Genomic DNA, 21,282 nt, shown 5'->3' on the forward strand with positions numbered 1-21,282 from the left:
ATTCACCAGCCTGCCGATGCGAACAACGGCGGCACATGATCGAGTGCCGGCAGCGTCGCGTCGGGCGTGTAGTCGGGCAATAACGTGCGACCTGTGCCGCGATCGATCCATACGCAGCGGAACCCGATGTCGCGCGCGGCCGCGTGATCCAGATGCGGACTCGCGCAGATATGCACGACGTCGTCCTTCGATACACCCAGTTGCCCGTGCGCGTAATCGAACAGCCGCCGATCCGGCTTGTACGCGCCGCCCTGCTGCGCCGTCACCACGCGATCGATGGTGCCGCCCAGCTGTGCGACGTTGCCCGCGATGATGTCGTCGTCGGTATTCGACACGATACACAAACGATAACCGCTTTCCTTCAAGCGCCGCAGACTGTCGACCACTTCGGGAAACGGCGGCATCGCCGATATGCTACCGGTCAACAGTGCGGCGTCGATAGCGTCGCTGCGCACGCCGAATTCGTCGAGCGCGAGACGCAGGCCCTCACCGGCGAGTTGCCGGAACGCGCGCTGCGGCCACAGACGCTCCAGCTCGTGCTCGTACCGGTCATAGGCCGTGAGCAGTTGTGCGGCGTCGATATCGTCGCGCCCCTTGCGACGCAGAATCTCGCCCACTGCAGCGAGCAGCCCTTCGTCCCATTGAATAAGCGTGCCGTAGCAATCGAATGTGAGCCACTGCGGGCGCGGAGTTCCTGGAAGCGACATGCGTGTTCTCCTGATCAAGCGTTCAGGTTAGCGATGTCGTCCGATATCGGGAAATTAAATTATCATCTCGACATCAGTTGAATCCTGAATAAGCGCCCTTCTGCTCCCATGCTCGATCTCGATCTGTTGAACACCTTCGTCTGCGTGATCGACGAGGGCAGCTTTACCCGCGCGGGCGAACGCGTGCATCGCACGCAATCGACGGTCAGCCAGCAGATCCGCCGGCTCGAAGAGCTGGTCGGCCACACGCTGCTGCTGCGCGATCGCGCGGGCAGCCACGTGAGCCCGACCGAGCACGGCGAACTGCTGTCGCAATACGCGCGGCGTTTGCTGGCATTGTCGTCGGAGGCGCAGGATGCGCTCGCGAGCGACGTCGAGATCGCGCCGGTGCGCGTCGGTGTGCCGGAGGATTTCGACGCGCGCCGCATGTCGTCGATCCTCGCCGGCTTCGTGCGCAGCCAGCCCGGCGTGCGGCTGGAGACCGTCGCCGGCATGAGCACCGACCTGAGCCGCAAGCTGGCGGCCGGCGACATCGAGATCGCGCTCGTGAAGCGCGAGCCGGGCAGCGGCGAATGCATCGCGAGCTGGCCGGAAACGCTGGTGTGGGTGCGCGGCAAAACCGCTCGCGCGCCCGAAGCCACGACAAACGAACCGCTTCCGCTCGCGCTGTTTCCGCAGGGCTGCGTCTATCGGCAGCGCGCAATCCGCGCACTCGACCGCATCCATCGACCGTGGCGCATCGCGTTCGGTAGCCACAGCCTGACCGGGATCCAGGCGGCGGTCGCGTCCGGACTCGGACTCTCCGTGCTGCCGACGACCGCAGTCCTCACCGGACATCGCGTCTGCACCGGCCTGCCCGATCTGCCACCGACCGAACTGGCGCTCGTCGCCGGAGAGAAAGCGCTCAACCGGACCCAGAAAGCGCTGGTCGATTTTCTGGAAACGGAGCTGGCGACGCCTGACTGACAAGGCTTTCCACCGCCCAGCGCATGGCCTCGATAAATTTACCCGGATAATATTGCACTTCAATTTATACCCGGGTATTATTCGCCGACATCATCACGGCGGAGCCTCTCGTGGCCGAACACCTGCAATCCCCCTCCTACACCAGCTTCGACGGCGCACGACGCCTCGCGGCCGGACCGCTGTCGACGGTCGCCGTCGCGGTCAAACATGCAGTCGAGCGCGGCGCGAATGGCCCGGTGCTGATCTTCGACGATCGCACCGGCCGCTCGATCGACATCGACATGCGCGGTTCCGACGACGACATGCTCGCGCGTCTCGCTGCATCGACGTCGGCTGGCGACGGCAACACCGCGCCTGTTGAAGAAGCGGAAGTTGAAACGGCAGCGCCGTCGCGAGGTCGTGGCAGACCAAAGCTCGGCGTTGTGCCCCGCGAAGTCACGCTGCTGCCGAGACACTGGGAGTGGCTCGCCACGCAACCAGGCGGCGCATCGGTTGCGCTGCGCAAGCTCGTCGACGAAGCGCGTCGTGCACGCGGCGACCGCGATCGCGAACGGCAGGCACAGGAACGCGCGTACCACTTCATGTCCGCGATGGCCGGCAACCTGCCCGGCTTCGAGGAAGCGACGCGCGCGCTGTTCGCCGGCGAGACGACGCAGTTCTACGCACGCATCGCCACGTGGCCCGAAGACATCCGCGATCACGCGATCAAGCTCGCATCGACGGACGATCTGCAAGGCTGAAGCGACGCGTCCGTTTTCTCGCGTCGCATCGTTCATTTTCAATCGCCCCGTTCCGGCCGCACGTCGTGCCGGAAGGGACTTCCTTTGCCCAGGAAATTCATCATGTCCGACACCGTCACGCTTGCGCCCACCGCATCGAAGCCTTTGTGGAAGACCTATTTCGCGCTGCTGCTGCCGATGATGCTCACCAACGTGCTGCAATCCGCGGCCGGCACCATCGACGGCATCTACCTCGGCCAGATGATCGGCGTCGATGCGATTGCGGCCGTGTCCGCGTTCTTTCCGGTGTTCTTCTTTCTGCTCGCGATCATCATCGGGTTGAGTACCGGCGCGACCGTGCTGATCGGGCATGCGTGGGGCGCGGGCGATCGAGCGAGAGTCCGCGCGATTGCGGGTACCGCGCTCGCGATGATGATGTGCGCGGGTCTCGTCATCGCTGTAATCGGTGGCATTTTCGCGGGTCCGTTGATGCATGCGCTCGGCACACCGACGAACGTCGTCGACGATGCAACGCGCTACGCGCGGCTGATGCTGGTCGGCATGCCGGTCGTCTTTCTGCTGTGGCTGACGACGTCGATGAGTCGTGGTGTCGGCGATGCGATGACGCCGCTATGGACGCTCGCGCTCGCGACGGCGATCGCGCTCGTCTGCACGCCGACATTGATTCGCGGATGGTTCGGTCTGCCGCGACTCGGCGTCGCGAGCCCGGCCGTGTCGACGCTGATCGCATTCGCGCTCGCGATGCTGTGGACGGCGCTGCGCTGGCGTCGCACCACGCATCCGCTCGCGCCCGATGCGGCACTGTGGCGCACGATCCGTATTGATCGCGGCATCGCGCGAAAAATTCTGCGGATTGGCGTGCCCGCGTCGTTGCAGATGCTGACGATGGCGATCGCCGAGATCGTGCTGCTCGGACTCGTGAACCGTCACGGCTCGCATGCGACGGCCGCTTACGGCGCGGTCAATCAGGTGATGAGCTGGATGCAATTGCCGGCGATGTCGCTGGGCATTACCGCATCGATTCTCGCGTCGCATGCGATCGGTGCGGGTCGTGTGGAGCGGCTCGGACGCATCGTGCAGACAGGGCTTGTCGTGAACGTTGTGGTCACGGGTCTGTTCGTTGCCGCCGCTTACGCGCTCGCGCCGACGATCCTCGGCTTCTTTCTCGCGGACGGCACGGTGATCGCGCTCGCGTTGCGGTTGCTGCATATCGTCGCGTGGAGCGTCGTCGTGCTGGGGCTCGCGAACGTGCTCGTCGGCACGATGCGCGCGAGCGGTGCGGTGTTCGCGCCTACAGCGCTCGCGATGTTCGCGATCGTTTGTATCGAGTTGCCGGTGGCGTACTGGCTGAATGCGCGCGTCGGTATGCAGGGGATATGGTGGGCGTATGCGCTGACGTTTGTGGCGATGTTGGGGTTGCAGGCGGGGTATTGCAGGGTGTGGTGGTGGAGGCGGTGGGGTTGACGTTACATACGGTGGAACACCGTGATCGAGGGTAGGCGCGTTTCGTCGCGCCTAGTCCTCGTCTTTTCGAATGATTCATGTCGCCCCAGCGACAACATCGCGCCCTAACCCACCCGCATCGACAACTCGACATCATCACCAAACGGCGTCGACAGATACCCCTTCACCGGCGACCGAACATACGCGAGATACTCGGGGCTGTAGTCCGCGTTATCGGCAACAACGAACGCACCCGGCCGGAGGCGGCTTTCCACCAGCGCCAGAATCTCCGGATACAGCGCCTTCGCCCCATCGAGCAACAGCAGATCGATCGAGTCCGGCAGATCGACGCTCAACGTCTGCAGCGCATCGCCTTCGCGAATCTCCACGAGATCGATCAGACCGCCTGCCGTCAGATTGCCGCGTGCCCGCGCGACCTTCGACGGCTCGAACTCGCTGGTGATCAAGCGACCGCCGCCGTTGTCGCGCAACGCGGCCGCGAGATGCAGCGTCGAGATGCCGAACGACGTTCCGAACTCGACGATCGTCCGCGCTCCGCCGTTTCTCGCGAGCATGTAAAGCAGCATCCCCGTCTCGCGCGAGACGGGAAGCGGAACGTCCTTCAAGCGTGCATACAGGTCGCGGTACGCGGTCTTGCTCTGCATCAACTGCGTACGCTCTTCGCTCGACATCGCCGCGACGGCGGGGATCGACGCCGGCGACAACGCGTCGGCCTCTTCGAACAAACGGTCCAGTAGCGGTGCAAGCGGATGGGTAGTGAGTGTGGTCATGCAAATCTCCATTCGGGTTAGCGTGTCCGTTCGATCATTCGAACGTGCCGCGAAATTCCGCCGACGCATCGCTGCGCGTGTTCAGTTCGAACATCACGCCGCCCGGCGCGCGGCAAAAGAAGCGCGAACCGCGTCCGTTGTTGAAGATCCCCGTTTCGATCTCGACGCCCTCCGCGCTCAGGCGCTCATACAGCGCGTGCACATCGTCGAGCGTCGGCAGTTCGAAGCCCACATGAAAATTCTTCGGCCACGCGGGAACACCGTCGCCGATGTGTTCTATCACCACATCGAAGCCAGGGCGCTTGAGGATGAAGGATTCGTCCCACGTGCCCGCGATCGTGAAGCCCAGATACTGCTCGAAGAATTTTGCGGTCGCAGGTGTGTCGGCTGAGGGGAAGCTCAGGTGATTCAGTTTCATGCTGACAGTCGTGTCGGTCATCGTCGTTCTCTCGTTCTCTCGTTCTTTCGTACTCTGGCGGCGGCCCCATGCCGTTTCCGCCCAACGACGCCAGAATATAAGCAAATGCTCACATTCAACAACTCGCATTGGAAGTGCACATAGACCGGCCTTGAAACCCCCATGAGGCCGCTGGTTGCGGACATAGGTGAACCTTGCCCGGACCCGGGTTGCTCACATTCGAGGGATTTCGTCGGATAGACCGGTATGCAGAACTGCAGTGACCTTGAGACTCCAGACTGGGTCAGGTCGGTATCGCAACGGCGGGCGCCGTGCGGTTGTCGATTGGAGAATCGAACCGGCGAAGCATTTACGGCATGTCTCGCCGGCCCGATGAATCATGGGCCGCGCCGGCCCCGCAGGTCAGCTGGTCAGAAACGCCAGCAGATCAGCATTGACCTGATCCGCATTCACGACGCACATCCCGTGCGACGCACCCGCATAGACCTTCAGCGTCGCATTCTTGACGATCTTTGCCGACAGTCGCGCCGAATCGTCGATCGGTACGATCTGGTCGTCGTCGCCGTGCAGGATCAGCGTCGGTACGTCGAACTTCTTCAGATCTTCCGTGTAGTCGACCTCCGAGAACTGCTTGATGCACTCGTACTGGGCTTTGATCGATCCGAGCATGCCCTGCCGCCAGAACTCGTCGATCGTCCCTTGCGACACCTTCGCGTCCGGCCGGTTGAAGCCGAAGAACGGAAGCGCGAGATCCTTGTAGAACTGCGAGCGATTCGCGACGACGCCCGCGCGGATGCCGTCGAACACGTCCATCGGCAAACCGCCGGGATTCGCTGCGGTTTTCAGCATCAGCGGCGGCACGGCGCTGATCAGCACAGCCTTCGCGACGCGTGCCGTTCCGTGACGTCCAATGTAGTGCGCGACTTCGCCACCACCCGTCGAATGTCCAACGAGTGTCGCGCCCTTCAGATCGAGCGCATCGATGACTGCGGCGAGATCGTCCGCGTACGTGTCCATGTCGTTGCCTTCCGACGACTGCCCCGAGCGACCATGTCCGCGGCGATCGTGTGCGATCACGCGGAAGCCCTTCTGCACGAGGAACAGCATCTGCGCATCCCAGGCATCCGCGTCGAGCGGCCAGCCATGCGAGAAGACCACGGGCTGTCCTGTGCCCCAGTCCTTGTAGTAGATCCCGGTGCCGTCTTTTGCTTTAACCGTGCTCATCGAATGTGCTCCTGTGCGACGAGGTTGAACGAATTCGACATCATGCCCTTCGCTATCGGCGCACGCAGCGAAGTGAACATGCTCAACGCGTGAGTCTGTCGCGAGTCAGCTTGCGCTGCGATTGCGACGGGGCGGTGACCGCATTTCTTCGGCGATGGTATGCGAAGATTTTCAACGCACCATCTTCCGCATCGACTCGCTTGCTTTCCAGAACGATCAGTCCTAATATCCGCACATCATGAGACGATCCCCACGCGCCGCCGCTGCTTCCCCGTCTTCGCCCGATCGCGGACGGCCTCGAGAATTCGACCTCGCCGAGGTAACGGAGGCGGCGGGCCGGGTCTTCTGGGAACAGGGCTATCACGCAACGTCGATCGAGACGTTGTGCCAGTCCACAGGCCTCTTTCGCGCCAGCCTCTACAGCACGTTCGGCGACAAACGCGGTTTGCTCGTTGCCGCATTCGATCACTACGCGGAAGGAGCAATCGCCCGCCTGAAACAAAAGCTCGAAGTGCCTGGGCCGCGTCGCGAAGTATTGCGACAGGCGTTGATGCACTACACCGAGATCGCCGCAAAGCTATCCGGGCGGCACGGATGCTTCATCACGAACACCGCCATCGAGTTGCTTCCTGCGGACGAAACGCTGCGCCCGCATATCGAAACGGCATTGCGCCGGATCGCGGCTCATCTCGCCACCGCAGTCGCGCGCGGCCAGCAGGCCGGCGAATTCGATGCGACGCTCGACGAGCAGGCCGTCAGCACTTATCTGCTATGCGTCATCCAGGGTCTGCGGGTGCTCGGCAAAGCGAATTTCCGTCAGCAGGATCTCGTCGATGTCGTCGACATGACGATGCGGGTGCTGGTCTAAAAATTTTTGTTTGTTTCTGGAACGATCATTCATGAATAAGCGGATCGAATTGCCCGCTGTCGCAGCCGGCGTGCAGGCATCGCCTGTTGCGGCGGGCGTTGCAACACCACGCAGCGAATACGGTCGAGGCGTATTGTTCTGCGTGATCGCGACGGTACTGATGGGCGTCATGTTTCCGGTGATGACGAATGCGCTGACGCACATCGATCCGTTCACGTTCACATCGCTGCGCTACCTGATTGCGGGCACTGCGTTTCTCGTGCTGCTGTCGATCAAGGAGGGGCCCGGCGCCTTGCGCGCGAACGGGGAATCGATGTCGCTTGCATGGTTGCTGGGGTCGGTCGGCTTCTGCGGGTTCGGTTCGTTTGTATTTCTCGGGCAGCAGCTTGCCGGCGCAGAAGGTGCGCTAACCGCCTCGATCATGATGGCCACACAGCCGATGATGGGCCTGATCGTCAACTCAATCGTCCGTCGCAGCAAGCCGCCTGTGTTCTCGCTGCTGTTCATCCTGATGTCGTTTGCAGGCGTGTCGCTGGTCGTCACGAAGGGGAACATCGCCGCCGCGCTGAACGAGCCGCAGCATTACTCGGCCAACCTGCTCATTGTTGTCGGGGCGTTATGCTGGGTGATCTACACGTTCGGCGCGTCGCATTTCAAAAACTGGTCTGCGCTCAAATACACGACGGTGACGACGTGGCTCGGGCTCACGACGATTATCAGCCTCAACGTGCTGCTGTTCGCGTTGCACGTCGTCCCGGTGCCGACGCCATCGGCGTTGCGCGCGATCGTGCCGCATCTGCTTTACATGGGACCGGTGGCGGGCTTCGTCGCAATCCTGTTCTGGAACATGGGCAACCGGATCCTGACGCCGCTCAACGGTGTGCTGTTCATGGACGTATTGCCTGTGACGACCTTCATCGTGTCGTCGCTCACAGGCGTCATTCCGGGGAAGGTTCAGATCGTCGGTGCATGCATGACCGGCGCGGCACTGATCTTCAACAATATCTATCTGCGGCGCCGCGCATTGAAGGTTCGGGCAAAAAACTGACCCAACGCCTCACTCAACCCGCCGCCGCGAAGTAATCACCGCCGTCGTAGAAATTCTCAGGTCCGCAAAGCACCGTTCACCACGGCACGTCCGCCTGCGCGACTGCATCACCGCAACGTTCGCCGGAACGGTCATCGAACCTCGCAGCAAACACGAAACCGCCATCACATGCGCGTCGAACGCGTTGCGGCTCACTGCCCGTGACATGAGCACGATATCCGTGTCGCCCAGCATAGCCAGGCTGCCCCTCCGTTTCCCATTTGAGTGGTCGCAGACAGGGCCTGATCCGGGCTCGTTGGTTTCAGTGAATACGCTTACATCAATCGCATTCCGATTAATTGCATTTCAATGCAATTTTTTTATCCCTATGCTTTTCTCACACACCGCCGCATCGGGAACCGGGAATGAACGACGTCGCATCCTTGCTGGCCGCACTGAAAACCGCGCTCGGAGACGATGCGGTGCTGACCGCCGCTGCCGATCTCGAAGGCTTCACCGAAGACTGGCGCGGCCGCTATAAGGGCCCCGCGACGTGCGTCGCGTTACCGTCGAATACGGCACAGGTGGCCGCAGTCGTACGCCTGTGCGCAGAACACGGCGTCCCCGTATTGCCGCAGGGCGGCAACACCAGCCTGTGCGGCGGCGCCGTGCCGCCCAATGAAGGCGTGCCGCCGGTGATCGTCAATCTCGCGCGGATGCGGCGCATCCGGCACATCGACGAAGCCAACGGTTCGATGGAAGTCGAAGCCGGCTGCGTGCTGAAAACGGTGCAGGACGCAGCCGCTGCCGTGCAACGCCTGTATGCGGTGAGCCTCGGCGCCGAAGGGTCGTGCCAGATCGGCGGCACGCTGTCGACGAACGCGGGCGGCACGGGTGTGCTGCGCTACGGCAATACGCGCGACAACGTGCTCGGTCTCGAAGTCGTGCTCGCCGACGGCACCGTCTGGAACGGTCTGCGTGCGCTGCGCAAGGACAACACCGGTCTCGATCTGAAACATCTTTTCATCGGCACGGAAGGCACGCTCGGCATCATCACCGCTGCGACGTTGAAGCTGCATCCGCTGCCGACGCATCACGCGCTCGCGTGGTTCGCGCCGCGCGACCCCGCCGCCGCGCTGCAGGTATTCGGCTTGTTCCAGGCAGCTGCCGGTTCACGATTGAACGCGTTCGAGATGATCAACCGGCGTCAGCTGGAACTCGTGATCGAACACGTCCACGGGCGGCGCAATCCGTTCGACACGCCGTACGAATGGGACGTGCTCGTTGAGCTCGCGGACACGCAAGGCGGCGACGAAATGACCGAGCTGTTACAACGAACTCTCGAGCAGGCTAGCGAAGCGGGCCTCGTCGCGGACGCGGTAGTCGCGAGCAACGACACGCAGCGCGCGACGCTCTGGGAGATTCGCCACAGCGTGTCGGAAGCGAACAAGAAAGGCGGCGTGGGTCTGACCACCGATTGCGCCGTGCCTGTGTCCGCCGTGCCCGCGTTCATCGAACGGGCGACGCGCGCCGTGCATGACATCGTCGACGGACTGGACATCCTCGTCGTCGCGCATCTCGGCGACGGCAACGCGCACTTCATTCCGTTCTTCGACTTCGACGCGTGGCACAAGCTGCCCGATCCCGCAGCGACGGCCGCCGCACTGCGCCGCTGCGTCAACGACGTCGCGCACGAACTGCGCGGCACGTTCAGCGCGGAACACGGCGTCGGGCAGACGGGCTTGAGCGAGATGGCGCACTACAAGTCCGACGTCGAACTTGCGCTGATGCGCAGCGTGAAGCGCGCGCTCGATCCTAACGACCTGTTCAATCCGGGCCGTCTGCTGCCCTGATCACTCGATACATCCCTTCTCCTGGAGCCGACATGAAACAGCCACCCGCATGCGATCAGATCCAACAGCCCGGCCGTCGCACGGTCATCAGGACTGCTCTTGCCGGCGCGGCCAGTGTCGCGTTTCCGTTCGTCTGGACGCCGTCGCGCGCGGCGAACAAGCGGATCGTCATCCGCGACGACGGCGGCATCTACACGAAGGCCTACGGTGCGGTGTTCTACAAGCCGTTCACCGAAAAGACCGGCATCGAGGTAATCGGCGTGCAGGCCAACGCGGAGCCGACCGCGCAGATCAAGAGCATGGTCGAGACCGGCAGCTACACGTGGGACATGGCGAAGATCAGCCAGCCCGCGATCCTGCTGCTCACCGGCGGCGGCAAGGAATACCTCGAGAAACACGGGCTCGAAGCCGATCCGGTCATCGCGAAGATTCCGAAGCAGTACATGTCGCCGTTCGGCGTGGGCACCAACGTCTACACGACCGTGCTCGCGTATCGCACCGACGCGTTCAAGGGCCGCAAGGCGCCCGGCTCGTGGGCCGACATGTGGAACGTGAAGGACTTTCCGGGTCGTCGCGGGTTGCGCAAGTATCCGTTCGATACGATGGAAGAAGCATTGATGGCCGACGGCGTACCGACCTCTCAGGTCTATCCGTGCAGCTTCGATCGCAGCTTCGCGAGTCTCGACAAGATCTCGAAGCACGTCGACGTGTGGTGGACGACGGGCGCGCAGGTCGAGCAGATGCTCGGTTCGGGCGAGGTCGACATGATCAGCACGTGGGTATCGCGTGCGCAGTCGGCGATCGCGAACGGCGCGCCGGTTGCGATCGTGTGGAACCAGAACATCTGGGGCTGCGACAACTGGTCGATCCTGAAGGGCACGCCGAATGCGAATGCGTGTCGCGAGTTCATCAAGTTCGCGTCCGATCCGAAGCGCCAGGCGTCGCTCGTCGAATACTTCCCGGCCGGCGTCACGCAACCCGAAGCGTTCAGCTTCATCAAGCCCGAGATCGCGAAGAACTGCCCGACGTTCGAAGCGAACATCAAGACGGGTCTGCATATCGACGCGAAGTACTGGCAGGAACAGCAAAGCGCCGCACTCGAACGCTTCAACCGCTGGGTGTTGACCTGAGCGTCGGAGTCAAACACCCGACACGCCGTCACTTCAAGGATGCCGTCTCCATGTCCGCCTCGAACCTTCAAATCACCGGCCTCGGCAAACGCTACGGCGATTTCGTCGCGCTCGCGCCGACCGATCTCGACGTCGCCAAAGGCGAATTCCTGACGCTGCTCGGACCAAGCGGCTCGGGCAAGACGACGCTGCTGAGTCTGATCGCCGGGCTCGCGCAACCCGACTCGGGGCAGATTCATATCGATGGTGTCGACGTGACGTGGGGCGCACCGTACGAGCGCGACATCGGCATGGTGTTCCAGAACTACGCGCTCTTTCCACACATGACGGTCGCGCAGAACATCGCGTTTCCGCTGCAGATGCGCAAGACCGATGCGAAGACCGCGCGCGACAAAGTGATGCAGGCGCTGGAGATGGTGCATCTTCCGCACGTCGCGGACCGCTATCCGCGCGAGCTGTCCGGCGGCCAGCAGCAGCGGATCGCGCTCGCGCGCTGCATGGTCTACCGGCCGTCGATCATCCTGATGGATGAACCGCTCGGCGCGCTCGACAAGAAGCTGCGCGATCACATGCAGCTCGAAATCAAGCGCATTCACCGTGACCTCGGCACGACGATCGTCTACGTCACGCACGATCAGGAAGAAGCGATGACGATGTCCGATCGCATCTGCCTGATGAACGCCGGATCGATCGCGCAGCTGGGTACGCCGGCCGATCTGTACTTCCGACCGAAGAACGTGTTCGTCGCGGATTTTCTGGGCGAGTCGAACCTGCTCGATGCGACCGTGACCGGCCGCGCCGGCAACCAGGTGCAGATCAGCGTACGCGGCACGCCGCAGGGCCGCGCGATGGTCTATGACCCGGCCATCGCCGACGGCAAGACGGTCAAGCTGATGCTGCGTCCGCAGAACCTGAAGGTGCATGACGGCGCCGACGAAAGCAGCATGCTGTCCGCGAAGCTCACCGACATCATGGTGACCGGCAGCATGACGCGACTCTATCTGCAGCCGCGCGAGGTCGATACCGCGCCGCTCGTCGCCGCATTCCCCACCAATCGGCTCGGCAGTGATTACGAGGTTGGGCAGACGCTCGGCCTGTCGTGGCTCGCCGCCGACGCCGTCGCGATCGCGGGCTGACCGATGACCCGCTCCGCTCTTACCGCACAAGCACCACGCGCGACATCGTCGTCCGCACCGAGGCCCCCGCGCTGGCGCACGTGGCTGAACCCCGGCGCGAAAGGCGCGCCGATCGTCGTGCTGCTGCTCGCGATGCTCGTCTATCCGGTCGGCCAGTTGCTGCTGCTCAGCGTGCACAACGGCACTGGCTTCACGTTGATCGAATACCGGCGCCTCTTCGCATCATCGGTGTATGTCGACGTGCTGTGGATCACGCTGAAGATCTCGCTGTGGACGACCTTCTTCTCCGTGCTGACCGGCTACCCGATCGCCTACCTGATCTCGTCGCTCACGCGCGAGCGCAAGAACCGGCTGCTGTTCTGGGTGTTGCTGTCGTTCTGGACGAGCTTTCTTGTGCGCACGTTCGCGTGGGTCGTGCTGCTCGGCCGCAACGGCGTGATCAACAAGCTGCTGCTCGCGCTCGGCATCATCGATCAGCCGTTGAGCCTGCTGTATCACTTCTCAAGCGTGATCGTCGGGATGGTGCATGCGCTGATGCCGCTCGCGGTACTGACGATGCTGTCGGTGATGGAGAACATCGACCGACGTCTGCCTAGCGCAGCGGCAACCCTCGGTGCGCGTCCCGGCACGGTGTTCTGGAAGGTCTACTTCCCGCTGTCGCTGCCCGGCGTCGCAGCCGGTGCGCTGATGGTGTTCGTCACGGCGATCGGCTTCTTCATCACGCCGACGCTGCTCGGCGGACGCCATCAAACGATGATCACCCAGCTGATCATCGATCAGGTGATGCAGGCGTTGAACTGGGGCTTCGCCGGCGCGATCTCGGTGCTGCTGCTGGCGGTGGTGCTGATCGTGTTTCTCGTCTACGACCGGATGGTGGGTCTGTCGACGATGGCCGGCGGCACAAGCACGCGCAAACCGGGACGCGCGGGCCAGTGGAACCGCAAGCTCGGCGACGCGGTGCTGACGTTGCTCGGCAACGTGACGGACGCTTTGATCAGCGTGTTCCCACGCCGACGCCGATCCGCACGCACTTCTGGACACAACGAAAGCCTGACACTACGCATCGTCGTGATCCTGCTGCTCGTGTTCCTCAGTGCGCCCGCGTTCCTGATGATCCCGCTGTCGTTCGATGCCGGCTCAGGCCTTTCCTGGCCGCCGCATGGTTTCTCGCTGCAGTGGTATCAGCAGATCGTCGATTCGCCGTTGTGGATGCAGGCGATCACGCGCTCGATGCTGGTCGGCATCGGCACCGGCATCCTGTCGATGCTGATCGGCACGCCCGCCGCGTTTCTGCTGGTGCGTGGCGGCATGGGCGGCAAGGCAGCAATGCTTGCGTTCGTGCTCGCACCGATCGTCGTACCGCGGATGATCATCGCGGTCGGCGTGTTCTATTTCTTCGCGAAGATCGGGCTAGTCGGTTCGTCTCTGGGACTGGTACTCGCACACACCACCGTGGCGGTGCCGTACGTCGTCATCACGATGATGGCCGTGCTGCGCAACTACGACACGCGGCTCGATCAGGCGGCGCACAGCATGGGCGCGCGGCCGTGGGCGACGCTGCGCCGCGTGACGTTCCCGATTCTCGGCGCCGGTCTGATGTCGTCGTTCCTGTTCGCGTTCGCCACCTCGTTCGACGAACTGACCATCGCGCTCTTCACGTCGGGCGGCATAAGCACGACGTTGCCCAAGCAGTTCTGGGACGAAATCACGATGCAGATTTCGCCGGTCATCGCCGCCGTGTCGACCTGCCTGTTCGCGTTCATCGCCGTGCTGATCTGGGTGGCCGATCGCCTGCGGCGTCGCAGCCTCGCTTCCTGACTAACAACACAGAGACACTTCATGCTTTCAGCCCAACACCTGAGCGGCGTCCTGCCGGCGATTCCCACTCCCGTCCATGCCGACGACACGATCGACGTCGACGCCACACGCACGCTGATGCGCTATCTGCTGAAACAGGGCATCGACGGCGTCGTGCCGCTCGGCGGCACCGGCGAGTACGGTGCGCTCGCGCGCGCGGAGCGCATCCGGATGGCGGAACTCGTCGTCGATGAAGTGGCGGGCGCGGTGCCCGTGATTCCGGGCGTGCTCGATCCGGGGTATCACGATGCGCTGCAGGCCGGCAAGGAATTCGCGGCGGCAGGCGCCGACGGTCTGCTGGTGCTGACGCCGTACTACACGAATCCGACGCAGCAAGGCATCCGCGATTACTTCATGCGTTACGCCGACGAATCGCCGCTGCCGATCCTGATCTACGAGATCCCGTATCGCACGCGCATCGCGATCGCGCCCGAGGTGCTGCACGAACTGTCGAAGCACGAACGGATCATCGGCATGAAGGCGTGCAACACGGACATGTGGCATTTTCTGCGGACGGTCGCCGGCGTCAGCGAGTCGTTCTCGATACTGAGCGGCGAAGACACGCTGTTTCCGCTGCACGTCGCGGCCGGCGCGCGCGGCGGCATCGTCGTCACGGCGACGATGCTGCCGACCGCATGGCGGACGATCCACCGGTTCGCGAGCGAAGGCCGCACCCAGGACGCGCTCGCGCTGCATCGCTCGCTGATCCCGTTGATCAACCTCGCGTTCGCGGAGACCAATCCGGGTCCGATGAAGTCCGTGATGGACCTGATCGGCGTTCACGCGCCTGCGATGCTCGCGCCGCTGGTGCAGCCCGCGACCGATCTGTCGGCGAAGCTGCGCGTCGAAGTCGAGCGGCAACTCGATCGCTTCGAGTGGCCGCAGTGAAACTCACAGACGTTCAGCGCGGATAACCCGACAGCCGCGATTTCGAAATCGACGTCGCGGCCACCTGCACGTGCTGCGCGAGTTCCGCTTCGACGCGTTCGCGCGACCAGCGCGACGTCGGCACCGAGATGTTGATCGCGGCGACGCCCATGCCGCCGTGGTCCGTCACCGGCGCCGCAACGGAAATATCGCCGAGCACGGTTTCGTTTTCGATCACCGCGTAGCCGCGTCGCGCGACCTTGCGCACGCGTTCGAGCAGCTTGTCGGGATTGGTTTCGGTGTAGTGCGTGAGCGGATCGAGGCGCGTTTGCGCGAGTACGTCGCGCACGCGGTCGTCGGACAGGCGCGACAGGATCGCGATGCCCGCCGCCGTGAACATCGCGGGCAGACGCGCGCCGACCACGATGTCGATGTTCACCAGATGCTGGCCCGGAAAGCGCGCGACGAACACGATGTCGGCGCCGTCGAGTTCGAGCAGATTGGTCGTCTCGCCGAGCCGTCGACTGATGTCGAGCAGGTACGGCGACGCCTTGTCGATCAGTTCGTTCGCGCGGACGTAGTTGTACGAGAACTGCAGCAGCTTGGTGGTGAGACCGTAGTTGCGCGTGTCGGGCACGCGGTACAGATAGCCGAGCACTTCGAGCGTGTGCACGAGACGCTGCGTCGCGCTGCGGTCGAGGCCGGATGCGCGTGCAATGTCGACGAGCGTCATGTGGCGGCTCGGACCGTCGAATGCGTGCAGCACCTGGAAGGCTTTTTCGGTCGAGCCGACGAAGAGCGAAGAACGGGGCGCGGGTGTCGGCTCGCTGGCCGCTTTGGTTTTGCGGGGCGCGTGGGTAGCACGTGGGGCACGTTGAGAACGTTCTGGCATGGCGGAACCGGTGTCGGGGCGTTTATCTGAATTATTGGATAGCAGTTACGTCAATTGTAATGCGATTGAATCGTCTGGCGGGTGCCGATTCGATACGCGCGGAGCCTTCATGCTTTCATGTGTGGCCGATTACCGGATCGCCGCGCGCAAACGTCTGCCGCGCCTCGCGTTCGATTATCTCGACGGCGGTGCGGAAGACGGCGATGCGTTGCGACGCAACGTCGACGCTTATCGGCAGTGGCTCTTCAAGCCGCGCGTGCTGACCGACGTGTCGCACGGTTCGATCGCGACGCGGTTCTTCGAACGCGATACGGCGGCGCCGCTGATCGTCGGCCCGACCGGACTCAATGGTCTCTTCTGGCCACGCGCGGACGAACTGCTCGCACGTGCCGCGAGCGATGCGGGACTGCCGTTCGTGCTGTCGACCGCGTCGACGTCGCTGCTCGAAGACGTACGCGCCGCCGCACCGGACGGCGACCTGTGGATGCAGCTGTACGTGTCCGACGATCGCCGCATCGCCGAGGACCTGATGCGGCGCGCAAGCGTCGCCGGTTTTTCGACGCTGGTGCTGACCGTCGACGTGCCGGTACACGGCAAGCGCGACCACGACACACGCAACGGTTTCAAACTGCCGCTGCGCGTGTCGCCGAAACTTCTCGCCGACTGCATCGCGCATCCGCACTGGTGCTGGCAGATCGCGCGGCAAGGTTCGCCGCAACTGAAGAACATTGCGCGCAGTGTCGGCGAACGCGACGACCTGTCTCGCCACGCAGCGATGCTCAGTCGACAGATGGATCTGACGCTCGCGTGGAGCGACCTCGACTGGGTACGGCGGCACTGGAGCGGCAAGCTGATCGTCAAAGGCGTGCAGAGCCGCGACGATGCGCGGCTCGCGGCAACGCACGGCGCGGATGGGATCGTGCTGTCGAATCACGGCGGACGGCAACTCGGCAGCACGTTCGCGCCGCTCGAGCTGTTGCCCGATATCGCGGATGAACTCGGCGACCGGCTCGCGATTTTCATCGACGGCGGCGTGCGGCGCGGCAGCGATGCGTTGAAAGCGGTTGCGTTGGGTGCGCGCGGTGTGTTGCTGGGGCGTGCGCCGCTGTATGGTCTTGCCGCACGCGGCGGCGCCGGTGTCGAACACGTGCTCGCTTTGATGATGGACGAGATGCGGATCACGATGCGGCTGCTTGGGTGCAATGAGATTGCGAGGTTGGGGGTGGAATTTGTGGGGCGTGGCTCGGTTCGCCGCGAGTGATACGGTTGTGTTCGGCGTGAATTGCTCTCTATCTGCCAGGCTGGTAGCGTCGGAACAACTGCTTGCGGTTGCCTACCGCACTGCCGATTGACCGCGATGCAGGTTCAAGCGACGATTCGGACTCCGCTTCGAAGTCGACGCCGGGCACAGGCCGGCACCACATCGCCACTCAAGGAACGCTACCCGATGCCACGCGCACTCTTCAGCTCACTCCCGGCACTGGTCTTCGCCGCAACCGCCATCACATTCACTGCGCTGTCGACCACCGCGCTCTCCGCCGAATCCCAACCCGTCACCGAAGACGGCGGCGTCCCCGCGTTCTACATGTGGACCGATGCGATCCCATCGACGCCCGGCCACATGCTGCGCACCGAACCGCTGACGTCCGAACAAAGTCTCGCGGACGCCGCGCAAAACATCCGCATCCTGTACACGTCGACCGACGGTATCGACAACCACACGCCGATCGTCGTGTCCGGTGCGCTGTTCGTGCCGAAGGGCACACCGCCACAAGGCGGCTGGCCGTTGATGGCGTGGGCGCACGGCACCGTCGGCAGCGCCGACGTGTGCGCGCCGTCGTTCAAGCATCGCAGCCCGCGCGACTCGCGTTACCTGAACTACTGGCTCGCGCACGGCTACGCAGTCGTCGCGACCGACTATCAGGGACTCGGCACGCCGGGCCTGCATCCGTACGGGCTCACGCGTCCGCTCGCGTACGGTGTGCTCGACAGCATTCGCGCGGTCGAGGGTGGCAGCTTCGACGTGTCGAAGCGGGTCGTCGTGTTCGGACAGTCGCAAGGCGGACGCGCGGCGTTCGCGACGGCCGTCTATGCAAAGGACTACGCGCCGGAGCTGGACGTCGTAGGCGTGGTCGCGACGGGCACGCCGTACGCGGCTCCACACGAACGCGCGGACGATGCAGAGGTTGCGAACGCGCACCGCTCCGTCGTGCCGACTTTCGCGTACGACATGCTGCGCCTGAGCACCGCGTCGATGCTCGACCCGTCGTTCGTTCCCGCCGACTACCTGAACGAGCGCGCGATGCCCGCGTTCGAACTCAGTCAGCGCGATTGCCTGCACGCGATCGAACAGCGCATCGTCGCGGACAAGCTGACGTTCGACAGCAGCTTCAAGCGCTCGCCGAAACCGATGTTGCACAAGATCAGCGAACAAGCCGCATACCCGACGCTGAAGTCCGGCATCCCGATCTTCGTCGGCACCGGTGGCAAAGACCGCGACGTGTTCGTGCCGGGCCAGGTCGCGCTCGTCAAGCATGCGTGCGAAGCGGGTGACCGGATCGAATGGCATCTCTATCCGGCGCTCGATCACTCGGCGACCGTCAACGGTTCGCTGCCCGACTCGACGCAGTTCGTCGCGCGGGCATTCGCGGGCGAGCGCATCGGCGGCAACTGCGCGTCGCTGCCGGCGTGGCCGGTGAATGCGTCGCAGGACAGCGCGTCCGCTGCCGGCGGAAACTAGCGCCCCCCTCTCTTCATCAAGCCGGCCGGCAAACGATTCGCGGTTTCGCATTTAACTTCGCATACCCGAGCAAATCGTTTCGCGGGCCGCGCTATAAAGCCAGTGTGCGCGCGACCCCGTCAACCTTACCCATCGAATCGCATCGATCGGTAAGACCGAACGCAGCGTCATCGAAAAAACCGCACCGAACGGTCTGTTCAGCCACGGCCTTTCGACACACGCGTTTCGCGACACCCTATCCGATCGACATCATTTGCCGGTCAGCGCATTTTCGTCTTGAAATTAACGCAATGCACTGCCAGGCTATGCGCCGGGCGCGTTTCAGCAGGAGCCCTTAGCTGTCACCCCACTCATCGCGATGGCCACGCTAGCTGTCGCGAGATCACAGACGAGGAACGTCCAATATGTGGGCAATCTGGATCATGATTGCCGGCGCGGCGCTCGCTTCTTTTTATGCGTTGTTGCCGGATGCCAATCTGGCCGGCCCGCCACCCGACATGCCCGCCGCGCTGGCAGGCGACATGGCGACCTACCGCAGCCAGCTCGAGAACTACGTACTGCAGAATCCGACGACGGTGGGTGCGGTGCCGCAGACGCAGTTCGTGCAGCCGGCCAACTGGAACTACACGTCGTCGCGCTGGCAGAACTACGTCAACAACAAAGTCCTCGTCGTGTACCCCGCCACGGGCGGCGTACCGTTGCCGCCCGGATTCCTCGGCGCGATGCTCAGGCAGGCCGGCTACTCGGTCGAAGCCGGCTCGTCGCAGAGCGGAGAGATCGTCAATCCACTGAACAACGGCGGCAACGTCACACTGCCGGCCGGCATGCCCCCACTCACCGACGGAACGCCCGTATGGATCGCACAAGTTTCCTGATGCGCCGCGCTGCTGCGCGACCGGCTCGATACGCTCGACCCGCTCGACGACAACGCGGCATCACGTTGCTCGAAACGCTCGCCGCGCTGCTGATCGGCGCAATGGTGATCGCAGGCATCGCGACGATGATCAACAGTTCGTTGAAGGACAGTCGCGATCAGCAGGTTGCCGAGTATCAAAAGCAGCTTGCGAATGCGGTGAATCAGGCGATTAATCTGAATTACGCGACGGTTCTCGACAACGTTCCGGCCGGGCAGATCACCACCTGGTCCACTGCCGACATGGTGACGCAAAAGCTGATCCCAGCCAGCTACGCGAATGCCCAAAACGCGTTCGGGCAATCTTATTGTCTGCTGTTGCAGCAGCCGGTCGTCGGACAGATCGACGCGCTGCTCGTCAGCACCAACGGCACCCCAATTCCCGACGCCGATATCGGTTATATCGCGGCGAACTCGGGTGTTGGCGGTGGCTTGATCAAGGCGGGCAATCCAGTTACCGCGATTGGCGCCTATGGCGGCTGGAGCACGCCGGTCTCGACCTGGAACTCGCAGACGTGCGCGGGCACGCCGGGCCATCTCGTCAGCCAGGTATTCACGAACGGTCCGGGCAATTCACCGGCCGACGATTTTCTGTATCGCAATGCGGTGCCGAACCGGCCGGATCTGAATGCGATGAATGTGCCGATCGGGTTAAGCATGGTCACGGCCGGCACCGGCTGTGCCAATTTCACCGCCACGTCCGCGCCCTTCGCGGCCGATACGAGCAATCACTTGCTGACGTGCATCGGGGGATTCTGGACGCCGACGTCGTGGCGCGAGCCGGTCGCCAATGTTGCCGCGTTGCAGACGCTGGCAGGCCAGGTGCCGGCCGAGACGCGTGTCACACTCGACAGCAAGCTGCCTTATACGTGGAACGGGACTACGTGGGTGCCGGTTGCGATCGACGACAATGGCGCGCTGAATTTCCCGAAAGTCGTTGCTGCGGGTAACCAATGCGGACTAGGACTCGACGGCAAAGCCCAAACAGACCCAGCCGCATTGCAGATCGGTGTGAATTCGAACGGCGAGGTGCTGTCCTGTCAAAGCGGTCTATGGGCAAGCACGGCAACTATTGTGCTCGGCACGATGGACGCCAACTGCCAGATCATCTACCCGGCCAGCGGGCCGCCGTATGACTACCCCAACTGCCTCGCGCCGAACAACGCGAATTCATGGGATTCAGTCTCCGGCACGATGAACAATTACGTCTACCGAAACGTGTCGCTCAAACGCAATGCGCTGATCACCGTAACGAGCTACGCACATATGAACTATGCGCAATGCGGCAAGTCGGGATGGCTGGGGCAACTGGCGCAGTATCTGGACATCATGGACTCGTCGAAAACGACGTCGTACGCGCACACGGAAATGCAGACACCTAATATCTCCGATGCTTCCGGAGGCGTGAGCATGTCGCTGAATCAGCCGTTACCGCCTGGCAATTACGTGATCAGTATCAAGACGAACTGGGGGGCATTCACGGGGCCGGGTACGAACGGAGCAACGTGGTTTTCCAGCTACTGTCCGGCGGGGGGTGGAACCGTCATCAATACGCCGCTAGAGATGGGGTGGAACGTGAGTACCGTGTATTGAGAAGGGTAAAGGCGGCGCGACCGTGGCGGTACGTCGCAGCACGTATCGCCGTCGCGCCGATCACTTTCTCTCCCGCGACGCGTCACTGAAACACCAGGTAACAAACTCTTGCGTCAA

At 63.2% G+C, this 21,282-nt stretch carries 19 protein-coding genes; 14 read left to right on the plus strand and 5 right to left on the minus strand.

Annotated elements, in window-relative coordinates; translation table 11 throughout:
- Nucleotides 1–2: 2 nt before the first annotated feature.
- Nucleotides 3–707, minus strand: coding sequence for a haloacid dehalogenase type II (locus tag E1748_RS30085; protein WP_133650951.1), 705 nt, complete (start codon nt 705–707; stop codon nt 3–5).
- A 108-nt stretch (nt 708–815) separates the two neighbouring features.
- On the opposite strand from E1748_RS30085, the gene E1748_RS30090 reads away from it, so the two are divergent.
- From E1748_RS30090 to E1748_RS30100, 3 genes are all read left to right on the plus strand, one after another.
- Entirely contained in the window at nt 816–1,673 is an 858-nt protein-coding gene (locus E1748_RS30090; RefSeq protein ID WP_133650952.1) for a LysR family transcriptional regulator, read from the plus strand.
- A gap of 110 nt (nt 1,674–1,783) precedes the next feature.
- Nucleotides 1,784–2,413: a DUF2239 family protein gene (locus tag E1748_RS30095; protein WP_133650953.1), complete on the plus strand. Its 630-nt coding sequence runs from the start codon at nt 1,784–1,786 to the stop codon at nt 2,411–2,413.
- A 102-nt stretch (nt 2,414–2,515) separates the two neighbouring features.
- A complete protein-coding gene (locus E1748_RS30100) occupies nt 2,516–3,877 on the plus strand; it encodes an MATE family efflux transporter (RefSeq protein ID WP_205965318.1) in 1,362 nt (453 codons plus the stop codon).
- Nucleotides 3,878–3,981: 104 nt separating this feature from the next.
- On the opposite strand, the gene E1748_RS30105 is transcribed toward E1748_RS30100, so the two are convergent.
- The 3 genes from E1748_RS30105 to E1748_RS30115 all read right to left on the minus strand — a co-directional run bounded on the left by E1748_RS30105 (nt 3,982) and on the right by E1748_RS30115 (nt 6,289).
- Nucleotides 3,982–4,647, minus strand: a complete 666-nt coding sequence (locus tag E1748_RS30105) for an O-methyltransferase (RefSeq protein ID WP_133650954.1) — start codon at nt 4,645–4,647, stop codon at nt 3,982–3,984.
- Nucleotides 4,648–4,681: 34 nt separating this feature from the next.
- Complete coding sequence (locus tag E1748_RS30110) at nt 4,682–5,086, minus strand: VOC family protein (RefSeq protein ID WP_205965319.1); 405 nt, start codon at nt 5,084–5,086, stop codon at nt 4,682–4,684.
- Nucleotides 5,087–5,467: 381 nt separating this feature from the next.
- Complete coding sequence (locus tag E1748_RS30115) at nt 5,468–6,289, minus strand: alpha/beta fold hydrolase (protein ID WP_133650955.1); 822 nt, start codon at nt 6,287–6,289, stop codon at nt 5,468–5,470.
- A gap of 238 nt (nt 6,290–6,527) precedes the next feature.
- On the opposite strand from E1748_RS30115, the gene E1748_RS30120 reads away from it, so the two are divergent.
- The 7 genes from E1748_RS30120 to dapA all read left to right on the plus strand — a co-directional run bounded on the left by E1748_RS30120 (nt 6,528) and on the right by dapA (nt 15,048).
- Nucleotides 6,528–7,157, plus strand: coding sequence for a TetR/AcrR family transcriptional regulator (locus tag E1748_RS30120; RefSeq protein WP_133650956.1), 630 nt, complete (start codon nt 6,528–6,530; stop codon nt 7,155–7,157).
- Nucleotides 7,158–7,188: 31 nt separating this feature from the next.
- Nucleotides 7,189–8,205 carry a DMT family transporter gene (locus E1748_RS30125; protein ID WP_133650957.1) on the plus strand — a complete coding sequence of 339 codons (1,017 nt, stop codon included), beginning with the start codon at nt 7,189–7,191 and terminating at the stop codon, nt 8,203–8,205.
- 404 nt (nt 8,206–8,609) lie between these two features.
- Complete coding sequence (locus E1748_RS30130) at nt 8,610–10,037, plus strand: FAD-binding oxidoreductase (protein ID WP_133650958.1); 1,428 nt, start codon at nt 8,610–8,612, stop codon at nt 10,035–10,037.
- Between the two features lie 32 nt (nt 10,038–10,069).
- Nucleotides 10,070–11,167, plus strand: coding sequence for an ABC transporter substrate-binding protein (locus E1748_RS30135; RefSeq protein WP_133650959.1), 1,098 nt, complete (start codon nt 10,070–10,072; stop codon nt 11,165–11,167).
- Nucleotides 11,168–11,217: 50 nt separating this feature from the next.
- A complete protein-coding gene (locus tag E1748_RS30140; RefSeq protein WP_133650960.1) occupies nt 11,218–12,303 on the plus strand; it encodes an ABC transporter ATP-binding protein in 1,086 nt (361 codons plus the stop codon).
- 3 nt (nt 12,304–12,306) lie between these two features.
- Nucleotides 12,307–14,121 carry an ABC transporter permease subunit gene (locus tag E1748_RS30145; RefSeq protein WP_133650961.1) on the plus strand — a complete coding sequence of 605 codons (1,815 nt, stop codon included), beginning with the start codon at nt 12,307–12,309 and terminating at the stop codon, nt 14,119–14,121.
- A 21-nt stretch (nt 14,122–14,142) separates the two neighbouring features.
- Nucleotides 14,143–15,048, plus strand: coding sequence for a 4-hydroxy-tetrahydrodipicolinate synthase (gene dapA / locus E1748_RS30150; protein ID WP_133650962.1), 906 nt, complete (start codon nt 14,143–14,145; stop codon nt 15,046–15,048).
- A 13-nt stretch (nt 15,049–15,061) separates the two neighbouring features.
- Here the strand turns inward: dapA and E1748_RS30155 are convergent, their stop codons facing one another.
- A complete protein-coding gene (locus E1748_RS30155) occupies nt 15,062–15,919 on the minus strand; it encodes an IclR family transcriptional regulator (RefSeq protein ID WP_133650963.1) in 858 nt (285 codons plus the stop codon).
- A gap of 109 nt (nt 15,920–16,028) precedes the next feature.
- Between E1748_RS30155 and E1748_RS30160 the strand changes: the two genes are divergently transcribed.
- The 4 genes from E1748_RS30160 (at nt 16,029) to pilV (ending at nt 21,165) form a co-directional block, all read left to right on the plus strand.
- Nucleotides 16,029–17,180, plus strand: coding sequence for an alpha-hydroxy acid oxidase (locus E1748_RS30160; RefSeq protein WP_133650964.1), 1,152 nt, complete (start codon nt 16,029–16,031; stop codon nt 17,178–17,180).
- 186 nt (nt 17,181–17,366) lie between these two features.
- Nucleotides 17,367–18,659: a lipase family protein gene (locus E1748_RS30165; protein ID WP_133650965.1), complete on the plus strand. Its 1,293-nt coding sequence runs from the start codon at nt 17,367–17,369 to the stop codon at nt 18,657–18,659.
- Between the two features lie 404 nt (nt 18,660–19,063).
- Nucleotides 19,064–19,534, plus strand: coding sequence for a type IV pilus biogenesis protein PilM (pilM, locus tag E1748_RS30170; protein ID WP_133650966.1), 471 nt, complete (start codon nt 19,064–19,066; stop codon nt 19,532–19,534).
- Entirely contained in the window at nt 19,513–21,165 is a 1,653-nt protein-coding gene (pilV, locus tag E1748_RS30175) for a shufflon system plasmid conjugative transfer pilus tip adhesin PilV (protein WP_133650967.1), read from the plus strand. Before pilM ends, pilV begins: the two co-directional genes overlap by 22 nt.
- Nucleotides 21,166–21,282: the final 117 nt, after the last annotated feature.

Origin of the sequence: Paraburkholderia flava, assembly GCF_004359985.1 — a bacterium.
In the GTDB taxonomy this organism is placed as follows: domain Bacteria; phylum Pseudomonadota; class Gammaproteobacteria; order Burkholderiales; family Burkholderiaceae; genus Paraburkholderia; species Paraburkholderia flava.